Below are 23,055 nucleotides of genomic sequence, written 5' to 3'. Positions count from 1 at the left end.
CCTACTTAGGTAAGTAAATTAATAGTTTTTAACAGTTACCTACCTAAACAACTAGCTGAAATTCAAAAACTTATAGTACATTAGGTAACTAGGTAAGTACATTTATATTTTATTAAACATCAGTAAAACCCCAAGGAGTTTCTTTAAATTTAGTCTTAGCCAAATAGCCATAGACTTGTCGTTTTGAATGCTTTACTCGATCAAATCCATATTTTTTTAAAGCTGATCCTATTTTTTGCACATTCAATTTTTGCCCCATAACTTGTAGCTCAGTTACAATCTCAGTAGGCGTTCTAAAATCTATAAGATCTTTACTAACTGAATAATATTTTAATATATATTCATGCTCTATCGTCTGTATAGTAAAACGTTCATTCCTAGATTCGTTAATCTGTATCTCTTTAGATGTCAAATCGGATTTAAAATCTTTCTCGTTTTTATAAATATGGTATGCTTGCGACCAAAAATCATCGATATTAAACTCTTTACTGTATGAAAAATCTATTTTTTCAAGTACACTAAAAATTATCCATCTAACAGATCCAGAGTCATCACATAAAAATTCAGCTCTATTTGTTGAAGCTAAAAAAGAGCAAATTCTGTATAACAAAGTTGATTTATCGCCATAGGGTAGACGTTCATTTATTGAAACTTGACTTATAAATGCTTTAATCGAATTAATGTCATATTTGCCCATTATATCCAGCTCTTCTATATTTATGATAAAAGCCTTGGCTAATTTTATACGATCATCTTTTGCTACACCAATATTTGTATATAAATACTTAAAAAGCCTAGGTGGACATAAATAATTTAAATAATACGACTTTCCAAAGCTCTGACCTCCCTCTAGCACCAGTACATGTTTATTGATGGCTTCATCAATAAACACAGTTTTTACTGCACGGATAGCCCATTTAAGAAGATGATAATAAAACAATTCGTTATCATCAGTGTTTATATAGCTTGCATATTTTTTAATATAATCCTCACTATCCCATGATGGTAAGCTTTCAAAATATTCTATTAAAGGGTTAATACGTTTAACAAAATGTGATTTTAAGTATGTTTTAAATACGTGAGGACTTACATTTATTTTTTCTCTATGAAGATGTATCAATATAGAGGACTCATTAAACTCAACCTTATCACCTGAGCTTTTATCAAAGATTTCATACTCAAGTGCTATTTCATTAAATTTAACATTAAAATACTTAGTTATTTCTTCGTGAATTTTATCATACACAGAATCTTTACGTGATGATACATCATACGCATTTCTTTTTTCCATAAAAAATTGTTGAATGAGTATAATGCATATATTTGCATACACTCAGTTAGAGTTACATAAAAAATATTAAGGCGTTCAAAAAGTGGGTTTTTGAACGCTTTATTTTTTTAACTGATCTGAAAATCTAGATAAGACTTCCTCGTCAGAATAAACTTTATGCTGTCTAATCCATTCAACTATTTCTAGTCTATCAAAGAATAAAGCACCATTAGTGGGTTTATAATGGGGTATTAATTTTTTAGCGCTAAGCTTGTGGATTGTACTTTCTGAGAAAGAAGTGTAATCCATTAGATTTTTTTTAGTGAAAATTTCTTTTTGAAAGTGACTCCCTTTATTAATCATCACTTTAATTTCTTTAATTTCTTGCATAAGTTTTAGCGGTGTCATAATAATTATTATTTTTAAAATTATGAGGCTAAACTAATAGAATGCAGGTAGATGAAACGGAGGTTTGTCGGTCAACCGACATTTATTTAACACACTATTATAATAATTTCACAAAACTGACTTATTTATAAGATCTAATACATTGTTGTATTTAGCTTTTTGGATATTAGTACTTTTTTTTCGATCTGATTTCGTAATTGAGTCATAATTCAAGGGTTTATATTTATTACTTTTATGATAGTAAAACAAATGACATATCCATTTTGGTGTAACTTTTACTCCTGTAATCTTATTTACCAATGGAATAAACATGTTTTCTAAAAACACATAACATTGATCTGATTGTAGATTCAGCTTTAGTATTGACCCTTTCGTTTTTTTATCTTTTGATGATGCTTGCCTTATTACATTTATAAAATCCTGTAATGTACTCTCAGGACTAATTATTTCTTCCGCTAAATATAAATCAGTCAAAAAACTATAGCTATTCTCTATCAAATTCAACTTTGCTTTACTAAATGACTTAATTTTGAAAGTGCTTTCTGCTTTTTTTGACGTCTTAACATCCTGTAATCTTATTTCTAAAAATTTTCTCGATTTAAAAAAAGCATGAGCCTCTTTATCAACATCTACATTACATCTTCTTATAGACCGTCTCAGAATATGAAGAGTATTAGATACTACAAATGTATTTTGACCACTTAATAGGTTTATAGAAGCTACAGTTAACCTATAAGCCACAAATAAAGAAGCAATCATAAAAAACACAAAAAGCCAACTGGTAACAATAAATAAATACGAGAAAATTACAAATGAACTAATAGGGAGCATTGGTGCTAGGATATACGAAGCTTTTTTAGATAAAGTTATATTCCCTAAAATTTCCATTTGTCGATCTATAAAAAAACAAGATTGATCTATTGCATTTACCATAATAGTAGTATTAGATTTTATGATAAAAATATTAAAAAATATAGCTAAATGAAATAATATGAAAAGTTTGTTATCTTTGTAAAGTAGACAAATTGTTGTACATATGTTGTACTGATGAAAACAAAAAAGCCTTTACATTTCTGTAAAGGCTTGGCTTTAAGTAGTGGTCCCACTAGGACTCGAACCTAGGACCACCTGATTATGAGTCAGGTGCTCTAACCAGCTGAGCTATGAGACCTAAAGCGAGGGCAAAAATAGTATATTTTTACAATCTCACAAATATTTTTTTGAGTTTATAATTATACTTCTCTCCCCATTAAGTAATTTCCAAAATCAATTAATTGATTTTTAGTTACTTCAGTAATAGTTACAGGCTCTAAAACCCCAAAAGCTTTAAGTGTATATTCTTTTATTTCTTTTTTAATAGCAGCAACTGCTCCACTTTTCTCGAACAAATCCTTTACAGATGCTATTTTTTCTTCGGTCGAAACAGTATTTGTTGTGTAAAGTTTGGCAAATAAATCCAAATCTTCTCCTTTTAAAGACTCCTGAGCCTTTAACACCAAAAATGTTTTTTTATTTTCAATAATATCCCCTCCTATCTGTTTTCCAAATGTTTTAGGATCTCCAAAAGCATCTAAATAATCATCTTGTAATTGAAAAGCCAAACCTAAATTTAACCCATATTCATACATGGCATTTGCATCGGCATCAGAGGAATTTGCAATAATCGCTCCCATTTTTAGAGCCGCAGCAACTAAAACTGAAGTTTTTAAACGGATCATCTCTATATATTCTGGAATAGATACATTATCTCTGTTCTCAAAATCCATATCAAATTGTTGACCTTCACATACCTCTAAAGCTGTTTGTTGAAACAATTGCATTAATTTTTTATACACATCTGCCTCATAAACCTCTAAATACTGATTGGCTAAAATCATCATGGCATCTCCAGACAGTATCGCTGTGTTTACATCCCATTTTTCGTGTACCGTAGGTTTCCCTCTTCGCAAAGGAGCAGCATCCATAATATCATCATGTAACAGTGTGAAATTATGAAACATCTCTACCGCTAAAGCAGCATGTAAACCTTTATTAAAATCTTTATTAAAAGCATTTACACTCATCAAAACCAACAAAGGTCTAACTCGTTTCCCTCCTAATTGTAGGATATAATCTATAGGGCTATATAAGTTTTGAGGCTCTTTTACTTTAACTTCTTTTTCTAAAAAAGCTATAAACGATGTTCTAAAAATGGTTAAATCCAATGGTCTTATTTTTTAGTAAAAGTAAAACAATACTCCACTTTACAAAAACCTAACTTAAACTTTATATTAAACTAAGGAAACTTTATTTGTTTCTTAAGTTTCCTTGTGTATATTTGTGCCCTAAAAAACACAACATGAAATGTAAAATAATTGAAAAAGCATCACAAATGTTTTTATCCTTAGGGTTTAAAAGTGTTACTATGGATGATATTTCTAACGAATTAGCCATTTCTAAAAAAACACTATACACGCATTTTTCTACCAAAAAGAAATTAGTAGAAGAAAGTACTTTCTTTGTTTTTAACAATGTATGCAGTGGAATTAATTCTATTTGTTGCAAAAAGCAAAACTCTATTATTGAACTATTTGAGATTAAAGATTTTGTTTATGTAAATATGAAAGACGAAAAGACATCCTCTCAGTTTCAGCTTCAAAAATTTTTTCCAGACATCTATTTTAAAATGAAAAAGAAACATTTTGAAGTAATGCAAAGTTGTGTTGAGGAAAATTTAACAAGAGGAATAGATCAAGGGCTTTATAGACCAAATATAAATATTGAATTTACAACCCGAATTTATTTTACAGGATTAATGGGTATTAAAGATACAGATACTTTTCCTGAAAAAAACTTTAACAAGCAGCAACTTATGACCGAGTATTTAGAATACCATACAAGAGCCATATCATCTACAAAAGGATTAGAAACATTAGAACAAATAATAAACAGCAAATAAATCAACTATGAAAAAACCCTTAATTATTTTAATGTGCTTTCTCGCATATTTAACAGCACCTTTGCAGCTTAAAGCGCAAGAAAAAAAGGTAGCTAAAACTGAATATTCCTTGCAAGAGGCAATTCTATATGCAGTGCAACACAACAGACAAATTAAAAACTCTGACTTAGAAATTGAAAAAGCAAAATGGCAAAAATGGGAGACTACAGCTATTGGATTGCCTCAATTTAGTGGAAAAGTAGAGTACACCAACAATCTTCTTTTACCAGACGTTTTTAGTGAAGGTGGTAACGACAATCCGTTGCGATTTTTATTCCCTAAACAGCAATTATCTCCAACTATTACATACTCTCAATTAATTTTTGATGGTACTTACTTAGTTGGATTAAAGTCTGCTAAAGTTTTTTTAGAAATCTCAAAAAACGCAAAATCTAAAACGACTAATGAAATTACAAAAGCAGTAACAGATGCTTACAGCAATCATCTTTTAGTACAAGAAAGTATTAAAATAACAGAAAAAAACATTAACGATTTACTAGAGAATGTTTCTGAAACAAAAATGATGTTAAAAAATGGGTTGATTGAAGAAGAAACGCTTGAGCAACTAGAAATCACATTAAATGATTTAGAAAACAATGCAACTCGATTAAAAAGTATTCGTGAAGTTTCGTTGTCCTTATTAAAATTATTAATGGGAGTGGATGACAATCAAAAGGTAATCACAACTGATTCTTTAGATCATTTATCTGCAAATGAAACAGATAATCTCTCTTTCTTTTCAGGTGATATCTCTATAAACCAGAATATTGATTATAAAATAGCACAAAATGATGTAGAATCTAAACGATTGTTATACCAATATGAAAGAGCACGTTTATTACCTTCTTTATCTGGATTTGCTAATTTAAACTCCTTAGGATTTGGAGATTCATTTACAGATATCACAAATAACGATTGGTACACCATTGGTACAGTTGGTTTAACCCTAGATATTCCTATTTTTTCTTCTTTTAGAGACAAAGCCAAAAAAAAGCAAGCCAAAATAGATTGGGAAATTTCTCAAAACAAGTTAGAAGAAACTAAAATGCAAACTTCTATCAACATTAAAAATGCATCTATAGAGTTAGAATTGGCCATAAATACGCTAAAAAACAAAGAAAAAAACCTAAAGTTGGCAGAAAGAATAGAAGATAAAAACAACACTAAGTACACAGAAGGAATTGCGAGTAGTTTTGATTTAAGACAAGCTCAAATTCAACTATACAGCAGTCAACAAGAATATTTACAAGCAATGGTAAATGTTATCAATAAAAAAGCAGAATTAGAATCATTAACAAAATAGACAACTATATAAAATCATGAAAAAAATATTAACCCTTACCGGAATAGCAACTATTCTATTAGTAGCATGTCAATCAAAAACCACTTCTACTGCAGATATTATTGCTTCTTCTGATTTAAAAGAAATCAAAGCAAAAAGAATTTCTTTATTGGCAGAAATACAAAGTTTAGAAACGGCTATTTCTAAATTAGATACCGTTAAAAAATTAGCCTTAGTTTCTACCTCTAAAATAAAAGCTACAGACTTTTATCACACTTTTGAAGTACAAGGTAATGTTGAAACAAAACAAAACATTTTGATTCAACCAGAATTTAGCGGAAACCTAAAAGAGCTTTTGGTTAAAGAAGGACAAAAGGTAACTAAAGGACAAATTATTGCAATTATTGATGATGCTGGACTAAAAAGTCAATTAGCACAAGCACAAGCCTCTGCAGATTTGTCTCAAACTACTTTTGACAGACAAAAACGTTTATGGGATCAAAAAATTGGTTCTGAAATTCAGTTTTTACAGTCAAAAGCAAACTATTTGGCAGGAAAAAACCAAGTAGCACAACTACAAGCTCAGTTAGATAAAGTAAACGTAAGAGCTCCTTTTAGCGGAGTTATTGATGAAATTATTACAGAAGAAGGATCTTTGGTTAGCCCTGGAACTACTCCAATTGCTAGAATTGTTAATTTAAATAATATGACAATTACTGCTCAAATACCAGAAACGTATATCACTTCTGTTAACGAAGGTAAAATGGTAAAAGCTTTTTTTCCTGTATTAAATACTTCTACTGAAACAAAAATTACGCAAGCTGGTAACTTTATCAACCCAGCAAGCAGAAACTTTAGAGTAGAAATGAATGTTCCTAAAAATGTTGATGCCAAACCAAACATGACAGTTAAATTACACATCAATGACTATCATAATGAAAAAGCATTTTTAATACCTCAAAGTATTATTTCTGAGAACGAAGACAACAAAGAATACATTTATACCATCCAAAGAAAAGGAAAATCTGCCATTGCAAAAAGAACTTTTGTAGAAATTGGAAAAACACAAGGAGATGAAATCGAAATTTTGTCAGGATTATCAGCAGGAGATGAGATTATTGTAGAAGGTGCTAGATCTGTAAAAGACAACCAAGAAGTTTCAATTATTAAGTAAAAAATTATGAACACAAACAAGACCATAAAAGAATTTGTGCTATCATCATGGGCCATAAACAACAAGACTACCATGTATGTATTGATAGCGCTTATGTTTATTCTCGGGTTGTCTGCATACAACAATTTACCTCGTGAAAATTTTCCAGAAATTAAGGAAACTAAAATATATGTAAACGCAATCTATCCTGGAAGTACTGCAGAAGATATAGAGCGTTTAATTATTGATCCGTTAGAAGACGAATTAGAAGGTATTAGTAACGTAACCGAAATTACTTCTACATCTCAAGAAGATGTTGGAATTATTATTATTGAGTTTAACGAAAAAGTAACCGTAGAACAAGCCAAAACCAAAGTTAAAGACGAGGTAGATGGTGTTGTTGCTGGTGAAGATTGGCCAACTTTTAATGGAGCTAAAGTAGATCCCGCAGTATTTGATTTAAATATTGCAGAAGAAACTCCTATTATGAATATTAACATTTCCGGTGATTATCCTGTAGAAAAGTTAAAGGAATATGCAGAACTTATTCAGGACAAAGTTGAAGAAGTTCAAGAAATTAAAGCTGCTGATATTAGAGGAGCTCAAGAAAAAGAAGTAGAAGTTGCTGTTGATATTTACAAAATGATGGCTGCTCAAATTAGTTTTGATGATGTTTTAAATGCCATTAGACAAGAAAATGTTACTACTTCTGCCGGAAACTTAATTAGTAGTGGTCAGCGAAGAACCATTCGTGTTTTAGGAGAAATTGAAAACCCCGAGGACTTAAAAGACTTTGTTATTAAAACACAAGATGGAATTGTTCACTTAAATGACATTGCAACTGTAAAATTTCAAGAAGAAGAAAAAACAACCTATGCTCGTGAATGGGGACACAATGTGGTAATGTTAGATGTTAAAAAGCGAAGTGGTACCAACATGGTGGCAGCAACAGAACAAGTAAAAGAAGCTTTGGCTCTTGTTCAAGAAAAAAGATTGCCATCAGATTTAACCATTACCATTTCTAACGATCAATCTTCTAAAACATTAAACCAAGTAGATGAATTGGTCAACAACATTATCTTTGGTATTTTATTAGTTGTAATTGTATTAATGTTTTTCCTAGGATTTAGAAATGCATTGTTTGTTGGTTTTGCCATTCCAATGTCTATGTTTATGTCCTTTATGTTGATTGAAGCTTTTGGATACACCATGAATACCATGATTCTTTTTGGAATGATTATGGGACTTGGAATGTTGGTAGATAACGGAATTGTGGTTGTAGAAAATGTTTTCCGTTTAATGGAAGATGAAGGTATGACCAGAATAGAAGCTGCTAAAAAAGGAATTGGAGAAATTGCTTTCCCTATTATTATTTCTACATTAACAACTGTTGCGGCATTTGTACCTTTAGGGTTATGGCCTGGAGTTATGGGACAATTCATGAAGTATTTCCCTATTACTTTATCCATCGTTTTAGGTTCTTCTTTATTTGTTGCCTTGTTTTTCAACTCAGTTTTGGTCTCTCAATTTATGAGTATCGATCAAAGAATATTGTCTACCAAACAATTGATTCGTTTAACTCTTATTTTAGGAGTCTTAGGAATCCCTATTTTATTGTTTGGAGGAGCCTACAAAGGTTTAGGTAGTGTTATGCTGGTAACCATTGCTTTGTTTTGGGCATATAAATATTTTATCAAAGGTATTGCTATTTGGTTTCAAGAAAAAGCACTGACTTGGTTTGAAAACACTTATGAGAAATTTTTACGTTTTGCCTTAACCGGTTGGAAACCTTATGTATTTTTAATAGGAACGTTTGTCTTATTAATTGCTTCATTCATTGTCTTTGGAGCATCGGTAGGATCAGGAAGAACAAAAGTAGAATTTTTTCCAGACAACAAACCCAATCAAATTTTAGTATACCTAGAGTATCCTGAAGGAACAGATATTGAAAAAACCAACGCTATTACCAAAGAGATTGAAAAAGACGTATTTAAAGTTCTTAACGATGAATTGTATCAAGACGGAGATTATAATTTTATGGTAGAATCTGCTGTTTCTCAAGTAGGAATGGGTGCTGGTAACCCTCAAACAGATAGTGGTACTACAGAAATGCCTCACCGTGGTAAAATAACAGCCTCTTTAAGAGAATTTAAATTCCGTAGAGGATTAGATTCTGAAGAATTACGTATTAAAGTACAACTAGCTTTAAAAAACAAATATCCAGGTTTGTCTATTTCTGTAGAAAAAGAATCTGTAGGACCTCCTGCAGGATATCCTATCAATATAGAAATTCAAGGAGAAGACTACCAGGAATTAATTTCTGTAGCTAATAAAATGCAACGTTTTATTGCAGAAAAAAATGTTCCTGGAGTAGATGAATTAAAAGTAGATGTAAACAAACAGAAGCCTGCTATAGAGGTAGAAGTGGATCGTAAAAAAGCTGGAGCATTAGGAGTTCCTGTTGCTTTGGTTGCCAACCAATTGCGTAGATCTATTTTTGGAGAAAAAGCTGGAGTTTATAAAGAAAATGGAGAGGATTATGATATTTATGTACGTTTTAACGAAAAAGATAAAACAAACACAAGTGCCATCTTTAACCAATACATTACTTTTCGTAGTCAAATAGATGGTCAAATAAAAGAAGTACCTGTATCGGTAGTAACTACTCGTAAAAACACTTCGTCTTTTAGTGCTATTAAACACAAAAATGGTAAAAGAACAGTGGTTGTATATTCTGCTCTAGCTCCTGGTTATACAGATGCTCAAGCAGTTGTAAATCAAATTGTGGCAGAAATGGCAGATTTTGATGCTCCTGATTCTGTTACTTTTGATTTTACAGGTCAAATAGAAGAACAAAACAAACAAATGTCTTTCTTAATGGGAGCATTGCTAACTGGTTTAGGATTGATTGCCTTTATCTTAGTATTCCAATTTAGTTCTGTTACCAAACCTGCTATTATTATGTTTGCTATCCTTTTAAGTTTTACAGGAGTATTCTTTGGAATTATTGGAGCCAACATGAGTTTTGTAATTATGATGACCATGATGGGAATTATATCCTTAGCAGGTATTGTGGTGAACAACGGTGTAGTATTGTTAGATTACACACAATTGTTATTTGATAGAAAAGCAGAAGAATTAAATCTTCCTGAAGATCATGTTATTAGTGTACAAGATGCTTTTGATGCAATTGTACAAGGGGGTAAAGCACGTTTAAGACCCGTAATCTTAACTGCTATTACAACCGTTATTGGTTTAATTCCATTGGCACAAGGTCTTAACATTGACTTTTTTGGATTGTTTAATGAGGGAAATGCTCACATATATGTAGGTGGTGATAACGTAATTTTCTGGGGACCTTTAGCCTGGACAGTTATTTTTGGATTGACCTTTGCAACCTTCCTTACCTTAGTTATTGTACCTGTAATGTTTTACTTGTTACATAAAGTAAAAGTTAGAATAAAGAATAAATAATTTAGTCCTTATTCATATTTTTAAAAAGCTGTTTGATACATATCAAACAGCTTTTTTTTCTGGGCGTTACCCTAAAAAATTTTAGGGTCAGGCTTTCGTTACTCGCTTTTTAAACAAATTTTGTTTTCACTCATTTCTTTAAAAGAGCTCAAACACACCTCTCAATCCTTAACGCAACAATCACTTTAAAGAACAGGCAAACTCTCTTAAAATAATCACTAATTTTGCCCTATGGATTTTTCTAAACAAACAAACAAAACATACACTGTAGACCAAGCAAAAAGAGCTTTAGAAAATTATTGTGTATACCAAGACCGTTGTCATAAAGAAGTAGAAGAAAAACTCTATAAAATGGATATGATTCCTCAGGCTTGTGAAGTGATCATTCTTCATTTAATGGAACACAACTTTTTAAACGAAGAACGCTTTGCCAAAAGCTTTGCCAGAGGAAAATTTAGAATAAAAAAATACGGAAAAGTAAGAATTACTCAAGAACTAAAATTTAGAAACATTTCTGCCTATAATATAAAAACAGCTTTAAAAGAAATTGAAGACGGTGCATATCTAGAAACCTTAAATTATTTGATCTCCCAAAAATGGAACAACACCAAAGAGAGTAATTTTTATAAAAAGAAAAAAAAAGTTGCCGATTTTTTACTCAGAAAAGGATACGAATCTAATTTGGTTTACGAAAACCTACACCAATTTAACTCCTAAAAGTTAGTGAATAGAATCAATTTTAGAAAAGAAAAAATCATCTTTCACCAAATCTTTTTCAAAATTAACCTGTTCATAAATGGCATTAACTTTATAATTAATCATTCTAAAAATAGAGAACAGTCCTTGCGTTTGTTTGGTCACCTCAGGCACTGTAATTGCAGGTATACTCTTCATTTCTTGCAACCTTAAAGCTTGGTTGTACAATGCATTAATTCTAGCCCTCATCCCTCTTTCTCTTAATATAGGTATTGTAATAGAATCTCGCATTAATTGTACATCTTTTACAAATTCATCCGAAGCTCCCAAGACCTCATTAGGGCTCGTTTTTTTAAATTTCTTTAAATTTTCTTGCACTTTAAAATACCCTTTCCAAGTAGCTATAGAGTCTTTATAAACAACCTCTGCAACAGCAATACTATCAAAAAGCATTACTTCATCTTTTGCATTAAAATACTTTTCATCAGACACCACAGCGGCTTCTGTTTCTTGCTTGCTATTATCATTTTTACACGATAATGTTACAATAACAATAATAATGGCTAATAAACTCTGTTTCATAACAACAAATATATAAGAACTTGATTAATTAGCTGTAAGTACAAACAACAATAACGTCTAACTTTTTGTAAAACATTTAAAAGACATGAGTACGCAAACAGAAGCTATAAATACAGCCCTAAAAAATTCTTTTAGTTATATTGATTATTTAGAACAACAAAATCAGTTGGTGCTAAATGGTAAAAGTTCTGGAAACTCACAGTCTGATGAGTTAAGTAATTATACCAAACTAAACCATGCTAGACTAAAACGTTTGACAAAAACACAAAAAGTAAACGATGAAATTATAGCTACAATTAACTCTTTAACTTCTAAAATAACATTTTTAGTACTTACAGAAAGTTGGTGTGGTGATGCTGCCCAAACTGTTCCTGTAATCTACAAAATAGCAGAACAGTCTAAAAACATTGATTTAAAAATTGCTTATCGTGATGAGAATTCTAGTTTAATGAATCAATTTTTAACCAACGGAAACCAAGCTATTCCTAAATTAATAATCTTAGACACAAACAATAAAGTAATAGCAGACTGGGGACCAAGACCTACTACAGCAACTCAAATGGTAAATAATTACAAAAAAGAGCACGGTGGTTTAGATGCTACTTTTAAACAAAATTTACAGGTTTGGTACAATAAAGACAAAGGTGCAGATACGTTAAACGATTTAAACAATCTTTTAAAAAACTTATTATAATTTATGAAGTAATAAGTATTTTAAAAAAAATGAAGTTATTTAATGGATTGCTAATATATTTGTGGAAACTAAACTCCATTTCATGTTAGTAGATTTTAATGAACTTGAAAACAACGCTAAAGTTTTTTTATATCCTAGTAACAAAAAGTTTCACCCAGAACTTTTAGAAGAAATCAATACAAAAGTTGATGATTTTGTTAACCAATGGGTATCAAAACATGAAATTGATGCTGGTTATCAAATAAAATATCAACGTTTTATTATTATAGCCATCAATCAAAACAAACCCATTACTACCTTAATTATTGATGAGTTGGTTACTTTTATTTTTAAACTTCAGCTAGAACATGAAATTGAATTGCTAGACAAATTAAATGTTTGTTTTAAACAAGGAGAATACGTGCAGTACAAAGATGTTAAAGAGTTTAAAAAACTAATCAAAAACAAAAGTGTAAACACAAACACCATTGTTTTTGATAATTTAATTAATACCAAAAAGGAGTTAGAATCTGACTGGGAATTGCCAGCAGAAGACACTTGGTATAGTAGGATGTTTTAACTCCTAAAATCTATTACTTTGTTGATTGACATCTGCAAAAGGGTCTACAGCCTTTTTGGTTCTAAAAACAATAGGTTGTGAAAATAGTAAATTTACCACTCTACCCTCTTTGGAAGCAGGGATAAGCACAGGTAATTTTTCTAATGCTTTTATAACTTCTTGTTTTACTTCTGGTTTTTTAGAGGAAGATCTAACTTTAAAACCTGAGACTTCTCCCAACGTATTTATTCTAAACATAACAGCAATTTTATAAACTCCATCATCATTTTCTGGCATATAATATGCAATCTTACTTGTGTTTAAATTCCTAGATAAACACTCATTAACAAGATAAGTAAATTCTTTTTTGTGATAATCTGCATTATTCTTTTTTCTATTTTCCATCAATTTTACAGGATCTGAAGAAGCTGCAAAAGGAATTTCTAAAACCGTATTGCTAAAATCTACTATATTAACATTAAACTTTTTTTTAGCATTTTTTTTATAATTCCTTACAGTATAGCTGTTGAGTTTTTTAGACCAAGTTTTCCATTCTCCTATGCCTGTCTTACCAAGCAAAGTTCCTGATACTAAGACTTTTCCTTTAGTATCATATTCTTTATAATCACCATTAGGAATACCGTCTTTATAAGTTACCGAGACTTTACTTATATATTTCTTTTCTAATAGTTTATCTAAAAACAAACTTAACAACACTCCATTTCCATTTTTCATTAAAGAGGAAATTAAAACCCTACCGTTGGTTCTATAAAAATCTGACACATATACTAGCTTTTTATCTTTAAACTTTTTTTCCTGAAGCAACTCTCCACTCGGATAATAAAACTTAACCGTATAATTATCTTTATCTTTTTTTATTTCTTCTTTTATAAAACCTAAACCAATATCAGCTCTTTTAAAACTTAACTGTTTGGCATTATTGTAATAAAAACTCTCTTTAACTTGATTATTATCATTGTAAACAAACAAACTATCTAGCCTATTGTTTTCGTTAAAAACCTCTTTTTTTCTTAGTTTACCATCATAATACAAAACCCATTCCCCTACCTTTTTTCCATTATTAAAAGCTCCTTTTTGGAGATAATTCTCTTCAGGATCTTTGTAAATCCAAGTTCCCTCTTTTTTATTTAGCTTGTATTCACCACTAACAACTGCTGTTTTTTTATAATACTCTTTATAAAAACCATGTTTTATAGTTTTATCAGAATGTAATACAGAATATTCTCTTTTTGTTTTAGAAACTCCAGACAATCTTTCTTTTATCTCTTTAGTTTTTATTTTTTGCGCACTAGATGAAATAGCAACTAGAATAGTTGCTAAAAAATAAAGAATTTTCATAGCTTGTTTTTTATCTTAAAAATAAAAAAACAATGCAAATAAAAAAGAGGAATGTTTAAAATAACATCCCTCTTAGCTTTTATCTGTTCTATTGATTACTTTTCTTCTAAAGGATCCAATCCAAAATCTTGTAAAAATTGATTTACAGAAATGGCATCATCTACATGAAAATCACCAATTTTAGTTCTACGCAACGCAGATAAATGAGAACCTGATTGCAATGCGAATCCAAAATCATATGCCAAAGAACGAATATAAGTTCCTTTGCTACAAGCTACTCTAAAGTGTACGTTAGGAAAATCTATATTGGTAATTTCAAAAGCTGAAATGGTAATTTTTCTGGCTTTTATCTCAGTTGTTTTACCTTCTCTAGCCAATTCATACAATCGTTTTCCTTCTTTTTTAATTGCAGAAAAAATAGGTGGTTTTTGATCAATTTCTCCAACAAACTGCTGAGTTGTGTCACGAATCATTTCTTCGGTAATATGATCTGTAGGATAGGTTTTATCAACCTCCGTTTCCAAGTCATAACTAGGTGTAGTTCCTCCTAAGGTAATAGTCCCTGTATATTCTTTATGTTGTGCCTGATAGGTTTCTATTTGCTTGGTAAACTTACCTGTACACAATATTAACAAGCCGGTTGCTAACGGATCTAAAGTACCTGCATGACCTACTTTTATATTTTTAATTTTAAACTGTTGTTTAATCACCCAACGTAGCTTATTTACTACCTGAAATGATGTCCAATGTAAAGGTTTATCTATTAACAAGACCTGCCCTTCTTTGTATTCCTCTAATGTTTTCATTTATGCAAAAAATGTATAAGTAATAGCAATAACACCAACAACAGCACAGTAAATTGAAAAATAAATCAATTTGCTTTTTTTAACCAAGGTAATCATCCATTGGCAAGCAACTAAACCTGCTATAAATGCAGCTGCAAAACCTGCTCCCATAGGAACTATTTCTTCTGATGCAAATTGAATATCTCCTCCTAAAAGATCTTTGGCTATTTTACCTAAAATTAAAGGCACTACCATTAAAAAAGAAAATCTTGCTGCTTTATTTCTATCAATCCCTAAAAGTACTGAGGTAGAAATGGTAGCTCCAGATCTAGAAATACCTGGTAACATAGCAATAGCTTGGGAAAGACCAATAATTACAGATCCAAAAACAGAAACTTCTTTATTAGTTGTTTTGGCTCTATCTGCCAACAATAGCAACAATGCTGTTACTAACAACATGGCTCCTACAAATAAAATTTTTCCTCCAAAAAAGGATTCTAGTTCTTTCTCAAAAAGCAATCCTATTACGACTGCTGGTATCATAGATAACACAATTTTTAAACAGAACCAAAACTCATCATTTATCTTAAATTGAAATAGTCCTTTTAAAATCTGAAAAACTTCTTTTCTAAAAATAACCAAAGTACTTAATGCAGTAGCAAAATGTAACACTACAGTGTATGTTAAACTTTCTTCAGGAACGGAATTATCGCCTAAAATATATTTTACCAACTCTAAATGTCCGCTAGACGATACCGGTAAAAACTCTGTCAATCCCTGAACAATACCTAAAATAATTGCCTCTAATAATCCCATGTTATTTATTTGATGGTTTTGCTAAAATTGCCCAAATTTCTATTCCAAAACCAATTAAGACCAACGTAGGTGCTAATCTTATTCTTCTAAAATTATAAATGGCTTCGTTAAAAACTTCTGGATTATCAGAACCTCCACCAGACATTAAAATAAAACCTAATCCTATCACTATCAATCCTACTATCATTAATTGATAGTTTTTCTTTCCAAATACAAATTCGGATGCAAATTTTCCTTTCATACCCTTAAAAATAAAGTTGATCTGTTTTTAATCTTAAAAAACGTTGTGTTGCTAAAAACGAACTAAACGCTGTAATAAATAATGCTACTGTAAATACACCTCCTACTACCAATACTAAAACTTGTTTATCTTCTAACAAAGCCAAAGCGGGTAATTTATCATTTACTTTGTAACAAAAACCTATCAAAATTGCCGATGCTAAAAAAGCTCCAATCAAACCTAAACGTACGCTAGACCATATAAACGGTTTGCGAATAAAAGATTTGGTTGCTCCTACCATTTGCATGGTTTTTATGGTAAATCTTTTAGAATAAATAGACAATCTTATAGAGCTATTAAGTAGTAAAATGGCTATAAAGGCTAAAACAGAAGCTCCAACCATTAACCAAAACCCTATACTTTTAATGTTTTTAGTTAACAAATCTATCAAGGGAGCATCATAAGCAACCTCATCTATAAATGCATTTTTTTCTAATTCTTTAGATATATAAACAAGCTGAGCAGGATTCACAAAATCTGCTTTTAAACCAATTTCGTAATAGCTTTTTAAAGGGTTATCTCCTAAAAAAGTTAAAAAATCTTCTCCTATATCTTTACTAAATTCTTCTGCTGCCTGTTTTTTAGATACAAAATTTACTTTGTTAACGTATTCTTTTTCTTTTAAAAAAGTTTCCAAACCTTTTTTATCAGTATCTTTTATATTGTTTTTTAGATACAAGGTAACCGATACTTTTTCTTTAAAATAACCGCTTAAATTTCTATATTTTAAAACGGTTAAGCCTAAAAAACCTACCATTAACAATACCATTGTAATGCTTAACACTACAGATAGGTACGATGCAAGCAATCGTCTTTTCTGATATTTTTCAAAAGATTTAGACATACGTTAATTTCAAATTTTGTCTGCAAGGTACTATCAAAAAATGAGTATTAAAAATTTTGTTATCAGTATAAAGAAGTAAGTATTGAAGGATAAACTTGTTAATTGAAGATTTCTTAATTTGTAATTGTAAAATCGTGATTCATAATTGTATCTTTGCACTATGGAAGAAACAAATAGACAAAAGAAAATTGCTGGGGTAATTCAAAAAGATTTAGCAGAAGTTTTACAGGCCGATGCTAGAAATGGATTGCGTGGAGTTATTATATCTGTATCTAAAGTAAATGTTACTGCAGATTTAGGGCAAGCAAAAGCTTACTTAAGTGTATTTCCATCAGACAAAAGAGATGTTATTTTAAAAGCGGTTACAGAAAACACAGTTTCTATTCGTCACGAATTGGCTCAACGTACCAAACATCAATTAAGAAGAATGCCAAACTTGTTATTTTTTGGTGATGATTCTTTAGACTATATAGAAAATATTGATGCTTCTTTAAAAGGAAAAGATGTGAACCCAATTCACAACCCTGAAATTTTAGACAAAAGAAAAAAATCTTAAGCATTTGAGATTTCCGCTATACATTGCCCAACGATATTTAAAATCTAAAAGCGGTAATAATATTATAAATATTGTTACCATTTTAGCTTGTATGGGAGTAATAGCAGGAACCATGGCTCTTTTTATTGTTCTTTCCGTCTTTTCTGGAATTAAAGATTATAGCCTTAGTATTTTAGACACAAATACACCCGATATTAGAATTACTCCCAATCAAGGAAAATCTTTTTTGGTAGATACTAATTTCATCAACACACTTGCTAACAGCCCTGACTCTATAACTTACACAAAGGTATTAGAAGAACGCGCTTTTTTTAAAAACAAAGACAAAGAAGCTATTGCTTTTATTAAAGGAGTAGACAGTTTATTTAACAAAGTAACTCCTGTAGACTCGTCTATTATGGTAGGAGAATGGTTTTCTAATAACAGTACTAATAGTTGTGTGGCTGGTTTTAGACTAACTAGAGAATTAGACTTAAATGTTTATACCGATAGATTACTTACCTATGTTCCTAAAGCAGGTAAAGGCTATATTACTGATCCTAAAAATGCTTTTAAAAATATAAATCCACAAGTAATTGGTGTCATCTCTAATCAAAATCAAGAAGATAACAAATACGTTTACGTTCCCATATCACTATCACAAGAACTGCTTAATAAACAAGCGAATGAGGTTAGTTATATTGACATTAAAGTGCATGCTAAAAACTCTAAGAATACCTTAAACTACTTAAAAAACAAACTTACAAACTACTCTGTTTCTAAAAGAGAAGAATTGAATAGTTCTTTTTACAAAATTTTAAATTCCGAAAAACTAATTGCTTATTTAGTTTCTTTATTGGTAGTTGTAATGGTATTGTCTAACACTAGCGGAACCATTATTATGGTAATTGTTGACAAAAAGAAGGATATAAAAACTCTTGTAAACATGGGAGCTCCTCTAAAAAAAGTAAGACGTATTTTTGCTATTTACGGATTTCTATTAAACTTAGCGGGAATGTTTATTGGATTGATTTTTGGAATTGGTTTGGTTTTTCTTCAACTTAATTTTGAGCTAATTATGATTACTCCTAGCATTGCTTATCCTATTGCTTTTGAATGGCAAAATGTAACCGTAGTTTGTTGTACTATTGTTATTTTTGGAGCTTTGGCTAGTTTATTGGCTAGTGGTAGAATTTCTGATAAATTTATAAAAAGAAGATAGATTCATTCATTAGTGTAAAACACACAGTATTCAGAAACTTGTTCTCAACTCTGCCTGAATCCCTAATAGATCATCAAGTAGCCTGTACAAAGCTGAGACGAAGTAGAGCGAGATCTAAAATTTATTTCTGCATTAAACGTTCTTGAGAAACATTTCCAAAACGATCAACAATCTCATTCATTATATTATAAACTCCCTGTGCAGAATCTTCTGTTACCAAACGAATTCTATACTCCTTAAAGTTTTTAATCCCCTTAAAATAATTAGCATAATGTCTTCTAGTTTCCATTACGGCTTGTATTTCACTTTCTTTCCAGGCAATTTCCATTTCTAAGTGTCTGCGTGCCACCTCTACTCTATCTGTAATAGAAGCTACTGGCAAATGCTCACCTGTAGCCATAAAATGTTTTACTTCTTTAAAAAACCAAGGATTTCCTATAGATGCTCTACCAATCATACAACCGTCTAGACCGTATTCATCCCTCATTTCAATCGCTCTTTCTGGTGTGTTTACATCTCCATTTCCAAACACAGGAATATGCATACGTTGATTGTTTTTTACAGCTGCAATTCTAGTCCAATCTGCATTCCCTTTATACATTTGTGCTCTGGTACGACCATGAATTGAAATGGCTGCACACCCCACATCTTGCAAACGTTCTGCTACCTCTTCAATCATAATAGAACTATCATCCCACCCCAAACGAGTTTTAACCGTAACAGGTAAATGGGTATGTTTTACCATTTCTTTGGTTAAAGAAACCATTAAATCTATATCTTTTAAAATACCAGCACCAGCACCTTTGCTCACTACTTTTTTTACAGGACATCCAAAATTGATATCAATAATATCTGGTTTAGATTGTTCTACAATTTCTACGGTACGCAACATAGACTCTAAATTAGCTCCAAAAATCTGAATTCCAACAGGACGTTCTTTTTCATAGATATCCAGTTTTTTCACACTTTTAGCCGCATCACGAATCAATCCTTCGGATGATATAAATTCTGTATACACCAAATCTGCTCCTTGTTCTTTACACAAAGCTCTAAAAGGAGGATCACTAACATCTTCCATAGGTGCTAACAACAAAGGAAAGTCACACAGTTCTATATCACCAATTTTAACCATAATACACTAATTTTTAGCTTCCAAAAAATTTGGATTGCAAAGATACTATTTTAATAATAACCAATTTACAAATACAAAAGGGTTATTGTGAGTCTTATTTTAATTATAACTAATACTTTATTGATTTAAACAGAAAAAGTTCCCCATATTTTGGAGAACTTTTATAGCTATATTTATAAAAAATTAAACTTCGCTTTCTGGAGCTAATTCAATCTCTAAACCATCTAAATCTTCTGTTATGGCTAACTGACACCCTAAACGACTATTATCTTCCACGTAAAATGCTTGATCTAACATATCTTCTTCAGCATCTTGTTTTTCTGGCAATTCATGGTCAGACAAAATATAACACTGACAAGAAGCACACATTGCCATACCACCGCAAGTTCCTTCTACAGGTAATTCGTAAGCTTTACAAAGTTCCATAATGTTCATTGCCATATCCGTTGGGGCTTGTAACTCATGAACTACTCCTTCTCTATCTTTAATCTTAATGGTAATATCAGACATTGTACTGAATTTTAATTAACTATGTTGCTAAAATTGAGGTGCAAAGATACAACCTAAACCTTAATTAATAAAAATATTAGAGAATAATTAAAAGATAAGCATCCTGGTAAAAATCTTATTAAGTTTGTTGTTATGATAGAAGATTATTTTAAAAGTTATAAGATTTTTACAGATACAGAAATTCAAAACTTTATCAAACACTTTGAAGTAAAGCAAGTAAAAAAGAATGATTTTTTTGTAAAACAAGGTGCTACATGTAACAAAGTAGCCTATGTAAACAATGGAGTTTTTAGATCTTTTACTTCTTCACAAAATGGAGAAAACACTAGTTGTTGCTTTAGATTTCCTCACAAATTAATGACTGCTTACTCTGCTTTTATAAGTAACAATACTAGCCAAGAAAGCATACAAGCTATTTGTGATGCTGAAATACTAGTAATTGACAAAAACAAACTAGAGGAGCTAGGTAAAGAAAATTACAAATGGCTCTTATTTTCTAAAACAATTGCTGAGGAAGAGTACTTAGAATTAGAACAACGTATTTTTCAACTACAAAGTAAAAGTGCTTTACAAAAGTACAATCAATTACTTTTAGATCAACCAGAATATATTCAACAGATTCCCCTGCATTATTTAGCCTCTTACCTTGGTATTACACAAAGACATTTAAGTAGAATTAGAAAAGAAGTTACCTTTTAGACAAATGTCCTAAAACTAGAAATACATTCATTTTACTTTTGTTGAAAACAGATATAAAATGAAAAAAATTGTAATTATTAATGGACATCCAAATAAAGAATCTTTAAATTTTGAAATTTCTTCTCGTTACAAAAAAGGAGCACTAAAATCTAAAGCGGAAGTAAAAGAAATCACTATTTCTGATTTAAATTTTAATCCAAACTTAAAACAAGGTTACCAACAAAGAACAATACTAGAACCTGATTTACTTGCTGCATGGAATATTATTAAATGGGCAGATCATTTAGTATGGATTCATCCTGTATGGTGGGGAGGTTTACCTGCCGTAACTAAAGCTTTTATTGATCGATTATTTTTACCTGGATTTGCATTTAACTACATAGAAAACTCTATCAAATGGGAAAAACTTTTAGCAGGTAAAACAGCTCATATCATCACTACTTTAGACCAACCTAGTTGGTATTACAGGTGGGGTTATGGTAGACCTAGTATCAACCAATTAAAAAAATCAACATTGGCTTTTTGTGGCATCAAAACTAAAAAAGTTACTTATTTTGAAAATGTAAAAACCGCAAAACCAAACAAATTAAATAGTTGGCTAAATAAGGCTGAAAACCTAGGTTATAAACAAATATAATTCCATAAAAAAACGCTTAAAGCAGTTAGCTTTAAGCGTTTTTTTATTTTATATAGAAAGTAATTAGATTTTAATTACTGCTGCTTTTTTAGCTTCTTTCTTTTCTCCATCAAATCCTTCAACACCATTTACAGTAGTGTACTTCATTACATAACGTTTACCAGGGTTGATAATATTATATGCGTATTGAACTGCAATAGTAGCTTCGTGAAAACCACATAGGATTAATTTCAATTTACCAGGATAGGTGTTTACATCTCCAATGGCAAAAATACCAGGAATATTTGTAGAATAATCTAATGCGTTGTTTACTACAATCGCATTTTTCTCAATCTCTAATCCCCAGTCTGCAATAGGTCCTAATTTAGGAGACAATCCAAACAATGGAATAAAATGATCACATTCTTTTACAATATCACCATCGTGTTTATGCTTAATTAACACAGACTCAACTTTTCCTTCACCATTAATTCCTTTTACCTCAGCTTCTGTAATTAAGTTAATTTTACCTGATTTAGACAATTCAACCACTTTTTCTACTGAATCTAAAGCTCCACGGAAATCATTTCTACGGTGTACTAAAGATACTTCACTAGCTACATCAGACAAGAAAATAGCCCAGTCTAAAGCTGAATCTCCACCTCCAGAAATCACAACACGTTTATCACGATATAATTCTGGATCACGGATAATGTATTCAACTCCTTTATCTTCAAAATCTACCAATTCTTTAATAGGTGGTTTACGTGGTTCAAAAGAACCTAAACCTCCAGCAATAAATACAGTTGGAGCATAATGCTCTGTTCCTTTATTGGTTACAACCTTAAAGGTTCCGTCTTCTAGCTTTTCAATAGTTTGCGCTCTTTCACCTAAGGTATAACCTGGTTCAAATGGCTTAATTTGTTCTGCTAAATTATCTATTAAATCTCCTGCTAACACTTCTGGATACGCAGGAATATCATAAATAGGCTTCTTTGGATATATCTCCGAACATTGTCCTCCTGGTTGTGCCAATGCATCAATTAAATGACAACGTAACTTTAACAATCCTGCTTCGAAAACCGTAAACATACCCACTGGTCCTGCTCCGATGATTAAGATATCTGTTTTAATCATTATCTTACTTTTTTTATTTATTATCGTTTTAAATAACGGTTGTAAA

General features: G+C 30.8%; 24 protein-coding genes and 1 tRNA gene. 11 read left to right on the top strand and 14 right to left on the bottom strand.

Annotation, left to right across the window (positions count from 1 at the left end; genetic code table 11):
- Nucleotides 1-112: 112 nt before the first annotated feature.
- The 5 genes from FHR24_RS04365 to FHR24_RS04345 all read right to left on the bottom strand — a co-directional run bounded on the left by FHR24_RS04365 (nt 113) and on the right by FHR24_RS04345 (nt 3,882).
- Nucleotides 113-1,291: a VapE domain-containing protein gene (locus FHR24_RS04365; protein ID WP_167184381.1), complete on the bottom strand. Its 1,179-nt coding sequence runs from the start codon at nt 1,289-1,291 to the stop codon at nt 113-115.
- A 99-nt stretch (nt 1,292-1,390) separates the two neighbouring features.
- Nucleotides 1,391-1,660, bottom strand: a complete 270-nt coding sequence (locus FHR24_RS04360; protein WP_243846495.1) for a helix-turn-helix domain-containing protein — start codon at nt 1,658-1,660, stop codon at nt 1,391-1,393.
- A 126-nt stretch (nt 1,661-1,786) separates the two neighbouring features.
- A complete protein-coding gene (locus tag FHR24_RS04355; protein WP_167184375.1) occupies nt 1,787-2,611 on the bottom strand; it encodes a hypothetical protein in 825 nt (274 codons plus the stop codon).
- Nucleotides 2,612-2,775: 164 nt separating this feature from the next.
- Nucleotides 2,776-2,849: transfer RNA gene (locus FHR24_RS04350), tRNA-Ile, on the bottom strand.
- A gap of 61 nt (nt 2,850-2,910) precedes the next feature.
- A complete protein-coding gene (locus FHR24_RS04345) occupies nt 2,911-3,882 on the bottom strand; it encodes a polyprenyl synthetase family protein (RefSeq protein ID WP_167184372.1) in 972 nt (323 codons plus the stop codon).
- Nucleotides 3,883-4,016: 134 nt separating this feature from the next.
- Here FHR24_RS04345 and FHR24_RS04340 point away from each other — a divergent pair, with 134 nt between their 5' ends.
- From FHR24_RS04340 to FHR24_RS04320, 5 genes are all read left to right on the top strand, one after another.
- The gene (locus tag FHR24_RS04340) at nt 4,017-4,616 is read left to right on the top strand and encodes a TetR/AcrR family transcriptional regulator (protein WP_167184369.1); all 600 of its coding nucleotides are present in this window, start codon (nt 4,017-4,019) and stop codon (nt 4,614-4,616) included.
- A 7-nt stretch (nt 4,617-4,623) separates the two neighbouring features.
- Nucleotides 4,624-5,958, top strand: coding sequence for a TolC family protein (locus FHR24_RS04335; protein WP_167184366.1), 1,335 nt, complete (start codon nt 4,624-4,626; stop codon nt 5,956-5,958).
- Nucleotides 5,959-5,974: 16 nt separating this feature from the next.
- Nucleotides 5,975-7,111 (top strand): efflux RND transporter periplasmic adaptor subunit, encoded by a 1,137-nt coding sequence (locus FHR24_RS04330; RefSeq protein WP_167184363.1) that lies wholly within the window; start codon nt 5,975-5,977, stop codon nt 7,109-7,111.
- 6 nt (nt 7,112-7,117) lie between these two features.
- Nucleotides 7,118-10,564 (top strand): efflux RND transporter permease subunit, encoded by a 3,447-nt coding sequence (locus tag FHR24_RS04325; protein ID WP_167184360.1) that lies wholly within the window; start codon nt 7,118-7,120, stop codon nt 10,562-10,564.
- A 231-nt stretch (nt 10,565-10,795) separates the two neighbouring features.
- The gene (locus tag FHR24_RS04320; RefSeq protein ID WP_167184358.1) at nt 10,796-11,281 is read left to right on the top strand and encodes a regulatory protein RecX; all 486 of its coding nucleotides are present in this window, start codon (nt 10,796-10,798) and stop codon (nt 11,279-11,281) included.
- A gap of 3 nt (nt 11,282-11,284) precedes the next feature.
- On the opposite strand, the gene FHR24_RS04315 is transcribed toward FHR24_RS04320, so the two are convergent.
- Nucleotides 11,285-11,842 carry a hypothetical protein gene (locus FHR24_RS04315; protein WP_167184356.1) on the bottom strand — a complete coding sequence of 186 codons (558 nt, stop codon included), beginning with the start codon at nt 11,840-11,842 and terminating at the stop codon, nt 11,285-11,287.
- An 85-nt stretch (nt 11,843-11,927) separates the two neighbouring features.
- On the opposite strand from FHR24_RS04315, the gene FHR24_RS04310 reads away from it, so the two are divergent.
- Nucleotides 11,928-12,536 (top strand): thioredoxin family protein, encoded by a 609-nt coding sequence (locus tag FHR24_RS04310; RefSeq protein WP_167184353.1) that lies wholly within the window; start codon nt 11,928-11,930, stop codon nt 12,534-12,536.
- Between the two features lie 82 nt (nt 12,537-12,618).
- Complete coding sequence (locus FHR24_RS04305) at nt 12,619-13,095, top strand: ABC transporter ATPase (protein WP_167184350.1); 477 nt, start codon at nt 12,619-12,621, stop codon at nt 13,093-13,095.
- 3 nt (nt 13,096-13,098) lie between these two features.
- On the opposite strand, the gene FHR24_RS04300 is transcribed toward FHR24_RS04305, so the two are convergent.
- The 5 genes from FHR24_RS04300 to FHR24_RS04280 all read right to left on the bottom strand — a co-directional run bounded on the left by FHR24_RS04300 (nt 13,099) and on the right by FHR24_RS04280 (nt 17,158).
- Nucleotides 13,099-14,433: a hypothetical protein gene (locus FHR24_RS04300; protein ID WP_167184347.1), complete on the bottom strand. Its 1,335-nt coding sequence runs from the start codon at nt 14,431-14,433 to the stop codon at nt 13,099-13,101.
- A gap of 95 nt (nt 14,434-14,528) precedes the next feature.
- Nucleotides 14,529-15,239 carry a tRNA pseudouridine(55) synthase TruB gene (gene truB / locus FHR24_RS04295; protein WP_167184344.1) on the bottom strand — a complete coding sequence of 237 codons (711 nt, stop codon included), beginning with the start codon at nt 15,237-15,239 and terminating at the stop codon, nt 14,529-14,531.
- A complete protein-coding gene (locus FHR24_RS04290; protein WP_167184341.1) occupies nt 15,240-16,034 on the bottom strand; it encodes an undecaprenyl-diphosphate phosphatase in 795 nt (264 codons plus the stop codon). It abuts the gene before it with no gap.
- A gap of 1 nt (nt 16,035) precedes the next feature.
- On the bottom strand, nt 16,036-16,275 hold the full coding sequence (locus FHR24_RS04285; RefSeq protein WP_167184338.1) for a DUF3098 domain-containing protein: 240 nt from the start codon (nt 16,273-16,275) through the stop codon (nt 16,036-16,038).
- 4 nt (nt 16,276-16,279) lie between these two features.
- Entirely contained in the window at nt 16,280-17,158 is an 879-nt protein-coding gene (locus FHR24_RS04280) for a cell division protein FtsX (protein ID WP_167184335.1), read from the bottom strand.
- A gap of 160 nt (nt 17,159-17,318) precedes the next feature.
- On the opposite strand from FHR24_RS04280, the gene rbfA reads away from it, so the two are divergent.
- Nucleotides 17,319-17,714, top strand: coding sequence for a 30S ribosome-binding factor RbfA (gene rbfA / locus FHR24_RS04275; protein ID WP_167184332.1), 396 nt, complete (start codon nt 17,319-17,321; stop codon nt 17,712-17,714).
- A gap of 4 nt (nt 17,715-17,718) precedes the next feature.
- Entirely contained in the window at nt 17,719-18,915 is a 1,197-nt protein-coding gene (locus FHR24_RS04270) for an ABC transporter permease (RefSeq protein WP_167184330.1), read from the top strand.
- Nucleotides 18,916-19,036: 121 nt separating this feature from the next.
- Here the strand turns inward: FHR24_RS04270 and dusB are convergent, their stop codons facing one another.
- Nucleotides 19,037-20,047 carry a tRNA dihydrouridine synthase DusB gene (gene dusB, locus FHR24_RS04265; protein ID WP_167184327.1) on the bottom strand — a complete coding sequence of 337 codons (1,011 nt, stop codon included), beginning with the start codon at nt 20,045-20,047 and terminating at the stop codon, nt 19,037-19,039.
- A 183-nt stretch (nt 20,048-20,230) separates the two neighbouring features.
- Complete coding sequence (locus FHR24_RS04260; protein ID WP_167184324.1) at nt 20,231-20,557, bottom strand: 2Fe-2S iron-sulfur cluster-binding protein; 327 nt, start codon at nt 20,555-20,557, stop codon at nt 20,231-20,233.
- 132 nt (nt 20,558-20,689) lie between these two features.
- Here FHR24_RS04260 and FHR24_RS04255 point away from each other — a divergent pair, with 132 nt between their 5' ends.
- Nucleotides 20,690-21,256, top strand: a complete 567-nt coding sequence (locus tag FHR24_RS04255; protein ID WP_167184321.1) for a Crp/Fnr family transcriptional regulator — start codon at nt 20,690-20,692, stop codon at nt 21,254-21,256.
- Between the two features lie 58 nt (nt 21,257-21,314).
- Nucleotides 21,315-21,893 (top strand): NAD(P)H-dependent oxidoreductase, encoded by a 579-nt coding sequence (locus FHR24_RS04250; protein WP_167184318.1) that lies wholly within the window; start codon nt 21,315-21,317, stop codon nt 21,891-21,893.
- A 63-nt stretch (nt 21,894-21,956) separates the two neighbouring features.
- Here the strand turns inward: FHR24_RS04250 and FHR24_RS04245 are convergent, their stop codons facing one another.
- Nucleotides 21,957-23,009, bottom strand: coding sequence for an NAD(P)/FAD-dependent oxidoreductase (locus FHR24_RS04245; RefSeq protein ID WP_167184315.1), 1,053 nt, complete (start codon nt 23,007-23,009; stop codon nt 21,957-21,959).
- Nucleotides 23,010-23,055: the final 46 nt, after the last annotated feature.

It is taken from the genome of Wenyingzhuangia heitensis (genome assembly GCF_011762155.1).
GTDB classification, from domain to species: Bacteria; Bacteroidota; Bacteroidia; order Flavobacteriales; family Flavobacteriaceae; genus Wenyingzhuangia; species Wenyingzhuangia heitensis.
The sequence above is the reverse complement of the archived record's forward strand: the minus strand, read 5'-3'. Positions and strand labels throughout refer to the sequence as shown.